The organism is Acinetobacter sp. WU_MDCI_Abxd143 (assembly GCF_025514195.1).
GTDB lineage: Bacteria > Pseudomonadota > Gammaproteobacteria > Pseudomonadales > Moraxellaceae > Acinetobacter > Acinetobacter pittii_H.
The window spans coordinates 725,897-739,489 of the sequence record NZ_JAHPTH010000001.1 but is presented as its reverse complement, the minus strand read 5'-3'; the positions used below and the strand labels follow the sequence as shown (position 1 = coordinate 739,489).

General features: G+C 38.5%; 12 protein-coding genes and 3 tRNA genes. 5 read left to right on the top strand and 10 right to left on the bottom strand.

The annotated features are described in order from the left end of the window. Positions 1-5: 5 nt before the first annotated feature. From trpD to KTI79_RS03450, 4 genes are all read right to left on the bottom strand, one after another. Positions 6-1,055 carry an anthranilate phosphoribosyltransferase gene (gene trpD / locus KTI79_RS03465; RefSeq protein ID WP_032053318.1) on the bottom strand — a complete coding sequence of 350 codons (1,050 nt, stop codon included), beginning with the start codon at positions 1,053-1,055 and terminating at the stop codon, positions 6-8. A gap of 9 nt (positions 1,056-1,064) precedes the next feature. Beyond that, positions 1,065-1,649: an anthranilate synthase component II gene (locus KTI79_RS03460; protein WP_016140432.1), complete on the bottom strand. Its 585-nt coding sequence runs from the start codon at positions 1,647-1,649 to the stop codon at positions 1,065-1,067. A 294-nt stretch (positions 1,650-1,943) separates the two neighbouring features. Continuing rightward, entirely contained in the window at positions 1,944-3,746 is a 1,803-nt protein-coding gene (locus KTI79_RS03455; protein WP_032053322.1) for an aminopeptidase P family protein, read from the bottom strand. Then, on the bottom strand, positions 3,743-5,284 hold the full coding sequence (locus tag KTI79_RS03450; protein ID WP_032053323.1) for a peptide MFS transporter: 1,542 nt from the start codon (positions 5,282-5,284) through the stop codon (positions 3,743-3,745). The genes KTI79_RS03455 and KTI79_RS03450 overlap by 4 nt, the downstream gene beginning before the upstream one ends. Positions 5,285-6,052: 768 nt before the next feature. Between KTI79_RS03450 and glnA the strand changes: the two genes are divergently transcribed. From glnA to KTI79_RS03425, 5 genes are all read left to right on the top strand, one after another. Beyond that, positions 6,053-7,468 carry a type I glutamate--ammonia ligase gene (gene glnA / locus KTI79_RS03445; protein WP_002052696.1) on the top strand — a complete coding sequence of 472 codons (1,416 nt, stop codon included), beginning with the start codon at positions 6,053-6,055 and terminating at the stop codon, positions 7,466-7,468. Positions 7,469-7,594: 126 nt separating this feature from the next. Next, positions 7,595-8,104 carry a chorismate--pyruvate lyase family protein gene (locus KTI79_RS03440; RefSeq protein WP_032053324.1) on the top strand — a complete coding sequence of 170 codons (510 nt, stop codon included), beginning with the start codon at positions 7,595-7,597 and terminating at the stop codon, positions 8,102-8,104. Continuing rightward, positions 8,101-8,979, top strand: a complete 879-nt coding sequence (gene ubiA / locus KTI79_RS03435; RefSeq protein ID WP_032053326.1) for a 4-hydroxybenzoate octaprenyltransferase — start codon at positions 8,101-8,103, stop codon at positions 8,977-8,979. Before KTI79_RS03440 ends, ubiA begins: the two co-directional genes overlap by 4 nt. A 110-nt stretch (positions 8,980-9,089) precedes the next feature. Beyond that, positions 9,090-10,547, top strand: a complete 1,458-nt coding sequence (locus KTI79_RS03430) for a lipase family protein (RefSeq protein ID WP_032053327.1) — start codon at positions 9,090-9,092, stop codon at positions 10,545-10,547. 111 nt (positions 10,548-10,658) lie between these two features. Beyond that, positions 10,659-10,859: a hypothetical protein gene (locus KTI79_RS03425; RefSeq protein ID WP_032053328.1), complete on the top strand. Its 201-nt coding sequence runs from the start codon at positions 10,659-10,661 to the stop codon at positions 10,857-10,859. A 4-nt stretch (positions 10,860-10,863) separates the two neighbouring features. Here the strand turns inward: KTI79_RS03425 and KTI79_RS03420 are convergent, their stop codons facing one another. From KTI79_RS03420 to KTI79_RS03395, 6 genes are all read right to left on the bottom strand, one after another. Further along, positions 10,864-11,307 (bottom strand): DUF2726 domain-containing protein, encoded by a 444-nt coding sequence (locus tag KTI79_RS03420; RefSeq protein WP_032053330.1) that lies wholly within the window; start codon positions 11,305-11,307, stop codon positions 10,864-10,866. A 56-nt stretch (positions 11,308-11,363) separates the two neighbouring features. Then, positions 11,364-11,439, bottom strand: a tRNA-Asn gene (locus tag KTI79_RS03415). Positions 11,440-11,617: 178 nt separating this feature from the next. Beyond that, positions 11,618-11,693, bottom strand: a tRNA-Asn gene (locus KTI79_RS03410). Between the two features lie 8 nt (positions 11,694-11,701). After that, positions 11,702-11,777: transfer RNA gene (locus KTI79_RS03405), tRNA-Asn, on the bottom strand. 145 nt (positions 11,778-11,922) lie between these two features. Next, positions 11,923-12,549 (bottom strand): superoxide dismutase, encoded by a 627-nt coding sequence (locus KTI79_RS03400; protein WP_000208083.1) that lies wholly within the window; start codon positions 12,547-12,549, stop codon positions 11,923-11,925. A gap of 145 nt (positions 12,550-12,694) precedes the next feature. Continuing rightward, positions 12,695-13,453 (bottom strand): Nif3-like dinuclear metal center hexameric protein, encoded by a 759-nt coding sequence (locus tag KTI79_RS03395; RefSeq protein WP_032053331.1) that lies wholly within the window; start codon positions 13,451-13,453, stop codon positions 12,695-12,697. Positions 13,454-13,593 lie beyond the last annotated feature (140 nt).

Here is a 13,593-nt window from a genome sequence, read left to right as displayed (position 1 = left end):
AATCCTTAATCTGCCTGACATTGTTTTAATGTTTTGGTAAATTCAGCCAAAACACTCATTTTTTCTAAAGCTTGTCCGCCGTAGATAATATCTTGAGCGAATGAAACAGCTTGAGCATAGGTTTTGGTAATACCAGCCACATAAATACCAGCACCCGCATTAAGTGCAATCATATTTGCTGCTTTTTCACCAATAGCAGTTTTATTTTTACCTAACGCATCTTTAATTAGCTTTAAGCTGGCAGCGGCATCCGCAACAACTAAACCATTTAAAGTTTGTGATTCAATTCCGACATCTTCTGGGTTAAGCGTCCATTCAGTAATTTCGCCGTCTTTGAGTTCTGCAACAGCAGTAGGAGCAGCAAGGCTGATTTCATCGAGTCCATCTCTTGAATGAACCACCATGACATGTTCAGCACCGAGTTGCTTCATAACCTCTGCAATCGGACGACAAAGCTCATCTGAAAATACCCCAATCACAAAGCGTTTTACGCCGGCCGGATTCGTAAGCGGGCCAAGTAAATTGAAAATACTACGAACACCAAGCTCACGACGTGGGCCGACAGCATATTTCATTGCTTTGTGATGATTTGGAGCAAATAAAAACCCTACACCCATCTCACGAATGCAGCGTTCAGTTTGTTGCATGTCTAAATCAAGATTAATTCCTGCTTGCTCAAGTAAGTCCGATGAACCAGATTTACTCGAAACGCCTCGGTTACCATGCTTTGCAATGGTTGCGCCTGCAGCTGCAATGACAAAGCTTGAAGCAGTAGAGACATTAAACAAGTTTTGTCCGTCGCCGCCAGTACCCACAATATCAACTAAATATTTGATATCGCTTACATCAATTTTGATGGCGAATTCACGCATAACACGTGCGGCAGCAGTAATTTCGTCAATACTTTCACCTTTCATGCGAAGGCCCATCATCAAAGCACCAATTTGTGCCTCGGTTGCCTCACCTTGCATGATGCTGCGCATAATGTCTTCCATTTGCGGCTGAGTCAGGTGAATATTTTTTGTTATATGGTTAAGTGCTTGTTGAATATTCATAGTGATCACTTATGCATAAATATCTAAAAAGTTTTTAAAGATTTGATGGCCATGTTGACTCAAAATAGATTCTGGATGGAACTGCACACCTTCGATAGGCAATGTCTTATGTTTAACACCCATAATTTCTTCCATTGAGCCATCTGCTTCGTTGGTCCAACACGTGACTTCAAGGCAATCAGGTAGTGTTTGCTGATCGATCACCAAAGAGTGGTAACGAGTTGCCGAGAATGGGCTAGGGAGATTACTGAAAATACCTTTATTGCTGTGGTACATATCAGATAAACGTCCATGCATAACCGTTTTGGCTCTTACAATGTTTCCGCCAAAAGCTTGCCCAATACTTTGATGCCCTAAACACACGCCAAGCAAAGGAATTTTTCCGGCAAAGTGATTAATTGCAGGAATGGAAATACCCGCTTCACTTGGAGAGCAAGGACCAGGACCAATAACTAGATATTTAGGTTGCCATCGTTCAATATCCTCTAATGTGACTTGATCATTGCGAACTACTTTTACTTCCTGATTCAACTCGCCAAAATATTGGACGATGTTGTAGGTAAAAGAGTCGTAATTGTCGATCATTAGAAGCATTTTGATTTAAACCTCTTGATATTTAATGTATTTTTTAAATAGTAGCCTTTAGGATGCCCGTTTGATTAACCATTTTGAAATAAGTTCTCAAAATATTGGATAAAAATAAAGCCGCTATTTAAGCGGCTAATATAACAAAAAATGAAGTGACCAGTTTAACTATTTCATTCGTTAGACATTTGCAAACAAAATTGAGCTTTTATGGATATAAAGTTTATATAAAAATAAAGATAAAGACAGAATAAGCTTTTCATTAGAAATAAAAAATTATTCTGCCCCCATAAAAAGAGAAGATTAAATCTTACGTGTGTTATAAATCAGCCAGTCTAAGACCTCTCCCGACAAATGTTCAGCGAGTCTTTCTTGGACGGTTTGATGGTAACCATTTAACCAGTCTTTCTCTTCATCCGTTAGCATGTCAACGACAATACAATCTAAATGAATCGGGCAAAGTGTGAGCGTTTCAAACTCTAAGAAATCGCCGTAGGTTTTCTCAAACCCTGAGTGAAGTTTGTTTGCAACCAAATTTTCAATACGAATACCGTATTTTCCTTCATGGTATAGACCCGGTTCATTAGAGAGAATCATACCTTCACGCAACTTACTATAGGCATGAATAGGCGCGTAATAAGAAAGCACTTGTGGTCCTTCATGCACGTTAAGCGCAAAACCTACGCCATGACCTGTTCCGTGGCGATAATCTAAACCATGTTGCCATAAAGTATGTCGACAGATTGAATCGAGTAGCGGTGCAGCTAAACCTTCTGGATAAATAGCTTTTGCCAAAGCAATATGACATTTTAAAACTAGCGTATAGTCACGTTTTTGTTGCTCTGTTGGTGTCCCCACAGGAACAACACGGGTAATATCTGTTGTTCCATCTACATATTGTCCACCAGAATCAATGAGTAATAATCCATCGCCTTCAATAAAAGAGTATTGCTCTGGAGTTGCACGGTAGTGGGGTAGAGCACCATTGGCGTTAAAGCCTGCAATCGTTGAAAAACTTGGTCCTATAAATCCGTCTTGCTGAGCGCGGTAGGCAGTAATTTTCTCATCGATAGTCAATTCTGAAATACGTTCACCCTGATGAAGTGCTTTTTCGAGCCAATGGAAAAAGTGACAAAGCGCGACTCCATCTTTAAGCATTGCATGGCGGATATGAGCAATTTCGCTTTCATGCTTGCGTGATTTAAAAAGTGTACTCGGGTTAATGTCGTATACAACCAGAATATCTTTTGCGATGGCTTGTTCATGAAAAATCGATACTTTTGCTGGATCTAAAAGCACAGATGGATCAGAAATATTAGCTAAAAACTTAGACGTATCTTCATAATTACGAATTTGAATGCCATCGGCTGCGAAAGCTTGTTGAATGGTTGAATCCAGTTTACTGCTATCAATAAACAGAACAGCTTGCTCTGCATTAATATAAAAATGAGAAAGAAAAACAGGGTTGTATTCTACGTCTTGTCCACGTGCATTTAAGACCCATGCAATATCATCTAAAGATGAAATAAAATGACCCGCAATATTCTTGCTATGTAAAGTCTCACGAATAGCCTGAATTTTTTCTTTACGGGATAGTGCATTTAGCCCTTCAGGCATTAAATGGATTTTTTCAGAGGGTAGCTCTGGGCGGTCTAACCAAATCTCTCCAACTAAATCTTTTTGAGTCTCGAGTTTATAGCTATGAACTCGTGCAGTATGTTCGAGCGCTTTAAATTGTTGAATGGATAATGTTTGGCCATTTACTGAAATGACCGAACTAGTTGGTAGATTTTTCTCAATCCATGCGAGATGTGTAGAAGTTTCATCACTGGTCAGTTTTTGTAATTGAAAGCCAGTTCCAGCAAGTTGTTGCTCGGCTTGTACCCAATAGCGACCATCTGCCCATAGGCCTGCAAAGTTTTGGGTCACCACAAGCGTACCAACCGAACCACTAAAACCACTGAGCCATTGTCTCGTCTTCCAATAGTCTGGTAAATATTCTGACATATGGGGATCAGCACTCATTACAACAAATGCATCAATTTGCTGAATACGCATGAGTCCGCGAAGTTTTTCAAGTTTTTCTGGAACAGTTAAAACGCTCATATAGTTTCCAAGTTAGGTTGAACTTTACTGGTACTTTTGTTCATTAATCTATTAATAGGTTTCTTTAATAAAAATAACACGATTGCGCCAATCACTAATGCCAAAACACATCGCATAAACAGGGTGGGTAAATGATCAATATTATCTGCTGATACATGTCCGCCAATAAGACCCGCAATGAGATTACCTAAAGCTGAGCCAGTAAACCACAGACCCATAATTTGACCGCGTATAACATCAGGTGCAAGTTTGGTCATGGTTGATAAGCCAATTGGGCTTAAACAAAGTTCACCTATGGTAAGCAAAAATATAGTACCGACTAACCAAAATGGTGAGACTAAGCCACCAGCAATTGCGAAACGACTCGCAAAAGACATGAGCAAAAAGCCGCCTGCTGCGAGTAATAGTGCAATGATAAATTTGCTGATATAGCTTGGGTCTTTATTTGACTTACCTAGCTTCGTCCATAGCCAAGCTGCAACTGGAGCAAAAACAATAATAAATAGGGCATTGATGGATTGGAACCATACCGTTGGTATTTCAAATCCGAAAACAATACGGTCTGTATAATCTTGCGCAAATAAATTAAAAGATGTTGGTTTCTGCTCAAAAGCAGACCAGAATAATGCTGAGGTTGCTAATAAAACGAAACAAACAATAATTTTGAATTTATCATGCTGTTCTAAATTTAGGAAAAGTAGTAAATACGCAAAATAAGCAATAATCCCAATCCCAATTGAAACTGTTAAATAAGTTGCTACTGCGACTGGATTGATATGTATGACGCCAAAGAAGGTAAGAGCACTAATAACTGCGACAGATAGTAAAAAGGAGAAAGCAATTTTGGGCGCATTTTTATTTTCAACAATGGGTTTATTGCAATTATCATTTTTTTGACGCAACTGATTAAAAGTTTGTAGCTGTGGAATAGCGAAGATACGAAAAATAAATAATGCAATTAACATTCCTAGGCCACCGATTCCAAAACCTAAGTGCCAGTTATGATCACGTGCTAATAGACCCGTAAGAAGGGGAGCAATAAATGATCCCATATTAATCCCCATGTAAAAAATGGAGAAACCGGCATCTCGTCTACTATCCTGAGCTTTATATAATGTTCCGACAATCACTGAAATACAGGTTTTAAATAAACCTGATCCAAGCACAATAAGAACTAAACCGAAATAAAAAAAGAATTGATCAAAAATGGTAGTGAGGGCAATTGATAAATGACCTAGTGCAATAATAATAGAACCATACCAGACCGATCGTGCCTGACCTAACCAGTTGTCGGCAATCCAACCACCAAAAACAGTCATTAAATACATAGAGCCTGCAAATAACCCAACAATTGCTGCAGCGGTTGGACGGTCAAGGCCTAAACCCCCTTCGTTGATCATTGCAATCATATAAAGAACGAGTAAAGGCCGAATACCATAATAAGAAAATCTTTCCCAAAGCTCTGTAAAAAATAAAGTTTTTAGGGGTTTTGGATGGCCGAAAAAAGCTCTGTCATATTGTTCGAGTTCATGCTTCATTTCAAATCCTTTGAACTGATTGGTAGTTTATAGAAACCAAACTTTTTGTTTGTTTAATTATAAAAAAAAGTTATGTTTCATTTTTTAGATTTTTTTAACTTGAAAAGCAAGTTTGTCATGTATAAAAAAGGTATATAACAAACGGTAAAAAAATTAGAAAGTTGAAATTATCAGTTGAAAAGATTCCTCTTGGCGCACCAAAGCTGATCAACTCTTGCTTTAGTACAAAGAACTATAAAACCAAAGTTAGATTAATATTTTAAGGCTTTAGAATTTCAATGGATGAGTATGAACTCATAAAGTACTCCATTTTAAAAATATCTATTCAGGAGAAGTCTTTTTAAAGCCTTTATTAGCAAATCGGGATGTATATACTATCGTCTCAACTCTAACTTAAAAATTTCATATAAAATAGATTATTATTTTCATGCATTGCAGTAAGAAGGTCGGCTTTCTATATAAGAAAGTATTATGATCATGAATGACTGCTAGATATTGATGCGATGATTCATATTGGCGCAACAATTTTGCACTAAATTAGGGCGATTGCGAGCTATTCTTGTATGCCATAATTTGAAAATGTCTGAATATGGTGCATTTAACTATGCAAACAGTATAATGGGTTCGAGACAAGGGGCCTAAATCATGGATAGTTATAAGCAATTCAATGTTTTAGGTAAGTCTTATAAAGTTGGTATGAGAATTGCTATATAAATACCAGCAACTAACACGCACTTAACAAGTGCAACAAAATTTCATTGGAGCAAAATGAGCATGGCGAACAAGGTCCTTCAACTCATACAAGAAAGTGGCGCAAAATGGGTCGATTTTCGCTTTACTGATACTAAGGGTAAAGAACAGCACGTAACTTACCCAGCTGATTCTATTGATGAAGATACTTTTGAAGACGGTAAAATGTTTGATGGTTCTTCAATCGCTGGTTGGAAAGGCATTGAAGCATCTGACATGATTTTACGTCCAGATGCAGAAACTGGTTTCATCGACCCGTTCTTTGCTGAACCAACTGTAGTTGTGACTTGTGACGTTATTGAACCTTCAACAGGTCAAGGTTATGAGCGTGACCCACGTTCGATTGCTCGCCGTGCAGAAGAATATTTAAAATCTACAGGTATCGGTGATACTGCATTCTTTGGTCCAGAACCAGAATTCTTTGTATTTGACGAAGTGAAATGGGACATCGATATGTCTGGCGCTCGTCATACATTAATCGCTGAAGAAGCTGCTTGGTCTACAGGTAAAGACTACGAGTCTGGTAACTCGGGTCACCGTCCACGTGTTAAAGGCGGTTACTTCCCAGTTCCTCCAGTTGATTCTTCACAAGATATGCGTGCAGAAATGTGTGCAAAAATCGAAGACATCATGGGCCCAGGCCGAGTAGAAGTACATCACCACGAAGTTGCTTCTTGCCAGTTAGAAATTGGTGTGAGCTTCAATACACTTGTACGTAAAGCTGACGAAGTTCAACAGTTCAAATATGCTGTTTGGAACGTTGCTCACCAATATGCAAAAACTGCAACCTTTATGCCTAAACCAATGGTAGGTGATAACGGTTCTGGTATGCACGTTCATATGTCTATCTCTAAAGATGGCAAGAACTTGTTTGCTGGTGATGAATATGCAGGCCTTTCAGAAATGGCATTGTATTTCATCGGTGGTATCATCAAGCACGCTCGTGCATTGAATGCGATCACAAACCCGTCTACAAACTCATACAAGCGTTTGGTTCCTCACTTCGAAGCACCAATTATGCTTGCTTACTCAGCACGTAACCGTTCTGCTTCTATCCGTATTCCATACGTTTCTAGCCCTAAAGGTAAGCGTATCGAAGCTCGTTTCCCAGACCCAATGATGAACCCGTACTTAGGTTTCGCTGCATTGTTAATGGCTGGTATCGACGGTATCCAAAACAAGATCCATCCGGGCGAAGCTGCTGATAAGAACTTGTATGATCTTCCTCCAGAAGAAGAAGCAAAAATCCCAACAGTTGCTCATAGCTTAGATATGGCTCTTGAAGCACTTCAAGCAGATCACGAATTCTTGTTGAAGGGTGGCGTGTTCACTAAAGAAATGCTTGATGCATACATCGAACTTAAAACTGAAGATGTACGTCGTCTTAACACGACTACTCACCCAGTTGAATTCGATATGTACTACAGCTTGTAATACATATTTTCGTAAAAAAGCCTGCTTATGCAGGCTTTTTTATTGTTCAAAATGTTGATTGAATTCTCTACGTTTTTTATCAAAAAATTGGGGTAAACTAGCTGCGAGTTATCATGTGAGCAGATTATGCGTAAACGGCAACCAGTACATAAACAGGAAAAGACTTTAAATCCTGAGTTGAAAACATGGTTGTATGCGTCTGGTTCTCTGACTCAACAATTAACTGAGCTTGGTGGTGGCCAGTTCAGTGTAAAGCCCTTTAAAGAACACTTTCAGCGTTTAACTTTTGCAGATAGCCAATGGATGAATATGTCTCATGCTCACACCTCGTGGGTAAGGGAAACTTATTTATATGGCTGTGAGGCAGAGCCGTGGGTGAAGGCAAAAAGTATTTTTCCAATTCAAAGTTTACAAAAAAAGGCCCGTATATTTCAGCATATTGGATCTAAACCGATTGGCTTTTTCCTATTTCAAAGAACAACTCCGCTTTGTGACCGTCGTGTCATTCGTTTGCCAGAAGGCTGGACACGACAAAGTTGCTATACTTGGCATGGATGTAAATTTATCGTCCAAGAAACATTCTTACCGGCTTTTGAAGCTTTTTTAAATCAGCAGCACGACAAGGAATCACTATGACGACTGCAACAGGCACAACATGGCGTCAGCGTTTAGAAGCTTACTATTATCTCTGCCGATTCGATAAGCCAATTGGTACTGAACTGGTTTTCTGGCCAACCATGTGGGCGCTTTGGGTTGCATCAAAAGGAATACCTGATTTAGGTATTTTATTTGTCATGATTTTAGGTGTCATTTTTATGCGTGCCGCTGGATGCGCTATTAATGATTTTGCAGACCGTAAAGTAGATGCTCATGTTGAGCGTACTAAAACGCGTCCGCTAGCAACCGGAATTATTCGTGCAAGAGAAGCGGTGTATGTGTTCTTGGGGCTAGTGTTAGCAAGTGCATGTCTGTTGTTCTTTTTACCGATTGAAACCTTTTATTGGTCATTTGGGGCATTATTTTTAGCATTCATTTATCCATTTATGAAGCGCTATACTAACTTACCTCAAGTATTTTTAGGCGCAGCATTTTCATGGTCAATTCCTATGGCTTTTACCGCGGTAGGTAAAACTCCAGATTTGACTTGCTGGTTGCTCTATTTTGGTAATTTGGCTTGGACAGTGGCTTATGACACTCAATATGCCATTACTGACCGTGAATATGATTTAAAGATTGGCGTGAAATCTACAGCTATTCTTTTTGGTCGGTATGATATCCAGATTATTGCGCTTTTACAGGCAACGAGTCTTGTTTTGATTGGTACTGCACTATATTTAGAAAATATTTTATTCCCATGGGCGATCATCGCTTTAGTGATTGTAGCATTCGATTTTATATATCAAACAATTAAGACCAAAGACCGCAACCCTCAAGTCTGCTTTTGGGCATTTCGTCACAATCGTTGGGTTGGATTAATCATTTTTTTAGGAATATTTTTAAATTTCATATAGTAAAAATGACCATGAGGTTGAAAAGTGTTCTATGCAGAGCACTTTTTTTATGTCTTAATATTTGTGCATAAAAAATATGCGGAATAAATAACACATAAAAAGGATATTCTATGAAACGGTCAAACATTGCTTTAGCTATAACATTATCAATTTCAGCATTATTTCTTACAGCGTGTAATGACGATGATGATAATTACACAGGGATAGACACAAATAAAGCTTATGTCTCAGAAAGTAATTACGCGATTGATAAAGTTGATAATGCTTCAACGATCAAAGTAATGACTTATAACATGGCAAATGTTCAAGGAAAAACAGCAACTGCTACAGCAATGGTATTGTTTCCAAAAGCTACACAACCGAAAGATGGTTATCGCGTAGTGGTATGGGAACACGGAACTGTTGGGGTGGGGGATGGTTGCGCACCAAGTAAAAATACAATTAATCCGCGATTTAAAATCCTTGCTGAGTCTTTATTAGCAGCAGGTTATGTGATTGTGGCACCAGATTATGAGGGATTAGGTACACAAGGGGTGCATCCGTACTTAAACTTATCAAGTGAAGCAAAATCAGCATTAGCTGCAGTTAAAGCGGTAAAAGAACATTATGGAGCTCAGTTAAAAGGTGACTGGATGTCGATTGGTCAGTCACAAGGTGGCCATGCATCATTGGGTACTGCTGAGTTTGCTAATACGGATGCGAGTTATAAAGGTGCTGTAGCCGGAGCACCTGCATCAAGTTTGGGAACAATCATTCAAATTTATATTGATCCTGAAATGAATCAAGATAGTAATTTTGCAGTTAGTAAGCTAGATCAGGCAATTAGAGCGCGTAGACAGATTGATGCAGCGATTGCTGCAGGGCAAATGTCTCCAAATGATCCACTGGCGCTTGCTGTACCTACAATTGATAAAACTGCAGAAGGATATGCAGAATTATTAGCATATGCAGCTTTTGCTAGTGCGGGTATTAAAGCACAGCAACCAGACTATGATTTGAAGGCAATTTTTACGTCAGGAGCGGCTGACATTGCAGAATTGGCTTATGGTCGTACAGGAGATGATGGTGCATGTCTAAGTTATCCTGCGCCTGATAATGCAAACGGCCTGCAAGAGAAATTTAAAGCGGGAATATTAGCTTTCTTGGCTGACCCTACACATCAAATTACTCAGTACGGTATTGATCTAAATAAATTTAAAGCAGATCAAGTCGTTCAACGCTTCTTGATGGCGACTCAACCTGCTACCAATGCTACAGTCGAGAAAGTCATTAAAACACCGGTATTTATTATTCAAGGTGAAAAAGATCAAGCTGTATTGCCAGTAGTTACACAAGGCTTATTTAATAATATGAAAGCGAAAGCTGCGGATTTGTTCCCACAAGCAGGCTATGATAAGGGCTATAAGCTAACTATTGTACCGAATGCAACTCATACACAAGCAATCGTATGTCAAAATGCCAATGCTGTAGATTTCATTCAAACTAATATGTCAGCGGGTACGGGTATTGTGCTGACTGATGCTCAAAAAGATGCCAGCCAAAGTCCACACTGCACAGGTAAATTCTAAGATTTATTTGTTTAATTGGAAATTAGCTTTAAAAAAGAGCCACTTTATAGCGGCTCTTTTTGTTATATTGTTACACAGTTTGATTTGATACTATTTGAGTTTGAAGAACTTATGAGTCAGCAACCAGTTGAAAAAAAATCTGTTCCTTGGCTATTAATGGGATTAGGTTTACTTATTCCTTTTCTGATTATTGGAATGCTTTTCTTGGCTGCAAAAAGTGATGCTAAGAATAAAAAACAATATGAACAGCAGCGTTTAGAGATGGCAAAAAGAATAGCTGAGAAAGAAGCTGCAAATTCTGAAACGAAATAGCTTGTTAATGAAGATCCTTTTGTAACTGGCGTACGGTAGGAATATTGGTGTAGCGTTTTACAAGGTAGCCTGCTTCAGTGAGCATTTGATCACGAATACGGTCTTCTTCTACTTTTTCAAGATGGGTAGGGTCATCTAACTCAATAATAGCAATCACTTCCATCTTGTCATTTAGCACGACAAAGTCAGTAACTTTACGATTGAACTGACTACGAATTTTATAGTCATTACTGGTAATTAAAGCACTAAAAGCCACTTGTGCTAATACATGATAATTTGGAAAACTTTGTTTTAAACGAATAAACATCTGAGTTTCAAAGTTTGTAATGACAGGACGAGCAAAGAATTTTTGTTTTGGAAATAAATAAGGGCGTAAACAAACGAGAAGAAAAATACAGGTGCTTACGCAACCTAAAACAATAAAAAATAAGTGACTCGATTCGAACATGGGAAAGCATCATACAAATAAAAACCCACTCATTATGAGTGGGTTTTTAAGAATCTTGGCTCTCCCACCTGGGCTCGAACCAGGGACCTGCGGATTAACAGTCCGTCGCTCTACCGACTGAGCTATGGGAGAATCTGGAAAAGGATTTTAGGCAGGAAAGGGGGCTGGGTCAAGCCTTAATAGCAGAATTAGAGAGAATATCTAATCGTTTGGTTTAAAAATACTCGAAACGTTGATTTTATTAAAAATAATAAAAGTATTAAATGATGCAAAAGAAAAAGCCCACAATAAATGCGGGCTTTTAGAATCTTGGCTCTCCCACCTGGGCTCGAACCAGGGACCTGCGGATTAACAGTCCGTCGCTCTACCGACTGAGCTATGGGAGATTAGTAGATGGCTCTCCAACCTGGGCTCGAACCAGGGACCTGCGGATTAACAGTCCGTCGCTCTACCGACTGAGCTATTGGAGAATCTGATGCGCATTTTATGGATGAAATCTAAAAGCGTCAATAAGAATATTAAAGAAAATGAATCGTTTGCTTGATTAATATGCTTTTGTTGTATTAAAAATAAAAAAACCACCCAAAATAGGGTGATTTTTATAAAGAAATAAAATTATTTCTCTACACCTGCTGGTTGACCTGCAAGTTTTGCATTTGCATAGTCCCAGTTCACAAGACTTTCTAAGAAAGTTGCGATGTATTTAGGACGTAAGTTACGGAAATCGATGTAGTAAGCGTGTTCCCATACGTCAATTGTTAATACAGCAATTTGGCCATGTGCAAGTGGAGTGTCTGCATTAGAAGTTTTAGTAATAGATAATTTACCGTTTACTTCATCAGCAACTAACCAAGCCCAACCTGAACCGAATTGAGTTGTTGCAGCAGCAGTAAATTCTTCTGCAAACTTTTCGTAGCTACCAAAAGCTTCGTCAATTTTAGCAGCGATTGCGCCAGTAGGCTTACCACCACCATTTGGCTTCATAGAATTCCAGTAGAATGTATGATTCCAAACTTGAGCAGCATTGTTGAAAATACCAGCTTTAGATGCATCACCAGCAGTTGCTTTGATGATTTCTTCTAAAGTTTTACCTTCAAGGTCAGTTCCTTTGATTAAGTTGTTTAAGTTAACAACATAGGTATTGTGGTGTTTGTCGTGATGGTATTCTAAAGTTTCTTTACTAATATGTGGCGCTAAATCATCATAGCCATATGGAAGTGCAGGTAAAGTAATGGTTGTCATGTTCCTATTCCTTGCATTTGCTGGGTTATACAATTAAGTGGCTCTATTGTAAATGATTCTGGTCACAATAGGGCATCGTTTTAAAGAACTATACACAATAAAGATCTAATTAATACGCATAACACAGATTGAAAAAAAGACTTAATTAAATCGGATTATTCAATTCAAAATATTCAGCCTCAATTGAAAACTGTTTTGAGATCGCTTGTGCCAAACGCTGAACTCCATAACGCTCAGTAGCATGGTGACCACAAGCAAAATAATGAACACCTAACTCTTTTGCTTCATAAAAAGTTCGCTCACTGACTTCACCTGAGATATAAGCATCACAATTTTGCAAAGCCGCTTTAGCAATAAAATCTTGAGCCCCACCTGTGCAGAAGCCCACTTTTTGAATGCTTTGTTTTTCTGCTGGTAAATGAATCACCTTAAAATCAAAACTGTTTTGAAGCTGTGCTTTAAATTCATCCACAGAAACTGCTTGCTCTAAATAACCAATATTACCAATCGGATGTTTTTCGGTTAAATCGAGTGGTTCTAAATTCTTCAAGTTTAGTTTTTCTGCAATGGCTACATTGTTGCCCAAAGTTGGGTGAGCATCTAAAGGTAAATGATAAGCAACTAATGAAATATTATTTTGGATGAGTTTCTTAATGCGGTTACCGCGCATTCCTGTAATTGGATACGGTTCGCCTTTCCAAAAATAACCATGATGTACGAGTAATAAATCTGCATTTTGAGCAATTGCTGCATCAATTGCATCTTCGGAAGCAGTAACCGCACAAAGGATACGCTTAACTTCAGTTGAACCTTCAATTTGCAGGCCATTCGGTGCGTAATCTTTAAATTCTGCCGCTTTTAAGGTTTGGTCGCACCACTGAATAATTTCATGCAAATTCGCCATGATATTTCCTGAATTGAGTAGTAAATAATTGCTAAAGCTATAGAAACATATTTTGTTGTGTAACTAAAGCTAGACAAATCTTTTTTGACTTTTTTATGTATATCGACATATTTAATTTAAAATGCTTAACTGAAAACTCT

Excerpts from the sequence above, each read along its gene's own strand:
- glnA (WP_002052696.1), top strand. The coding sequence starts at position 6,053 with ATGAGCATGGCGAACAAGGTCCTTCAACTCATACAAGAAAGTGGCGCA.
- trpD (WP_032053318.1), bottom strand. The coding sequence starts at position 1,055 with ATGAATATTCAACAAGCACTTAACCATATAACAAAAAATATTCACCTG.
- KTI79_RS03440 (WP_032053324.1), top strand. The coding sequence starts at position 7,595 with ATGCGTAAACGGCAACCAGTACATAAACAGGAAAAGACTTTAAATCCT.
- KTI79_RS03425 (WP_032053328.1), top strand. The coding sequence starts at position 10,659 with ATGAGTCAGCAACCAGTTGAAAAAAAATCTGTTCCTTGGCTATTAATG.
- KTI79_RS03400 (WP_000208083.1), bottom strand. The coding sequence starts at position 12,549 with ATGACAACCATTACTTTACCTGCACTTCCATATGGCTATGATGATTTA.
- KTI79_RS03455 (WP_032053322.1), bottom strand. The coding sequence starts at position 3,746 with ATGAGCGTTTTAACTGTTCCAGAAAAACTTGAAAAACTTCGCGGACTC.
- KTI79_RS03430 (WP_032053327.1), top strand. The coding sequence starts at position 9,090 with ATGAAACGGTCAAACATTGCTTTAGCTATAACATTATCAATTTCAGCA.
- KTI79_RS03460 (WP_016140432.1), bottom strand. The coding sequence starts at position 1,649 with ATGCTTCTAATGATCGACAATTACGACTCTTTTACCTACAACATCGTC.
- KTI79_RS03420 (WP_032053330.1), bottom strand. The coding sequence starts at position 11,307 with ATGTTCGAATCGAGTCACTTATTTTTTATTGTTTTAGGTTGCGTAAGC.
- ubiA (WP_032053326.1), top strand. The coding sequence starts at position 8,101 with ATGACGACTGCAACAGGCACAACATGGCGTCAGCGTTTAGAAGCTTAC.
- KTI79_RS03395 (WP_032053331.1), bottom strand. The coding sequence starts at position 13,453 with ATGGCGAATTTGCATGAAATTATTCAGTGGTGCGACCAAACCTTAAAA.
- KTI79_RS03450 (WP_032053323.1), bottom strand. The coding sequence starts at position 5,284 with ATGAAGCATGAACTCGAACAATATGACAGAGCTTTTTTCGGCCATCCA.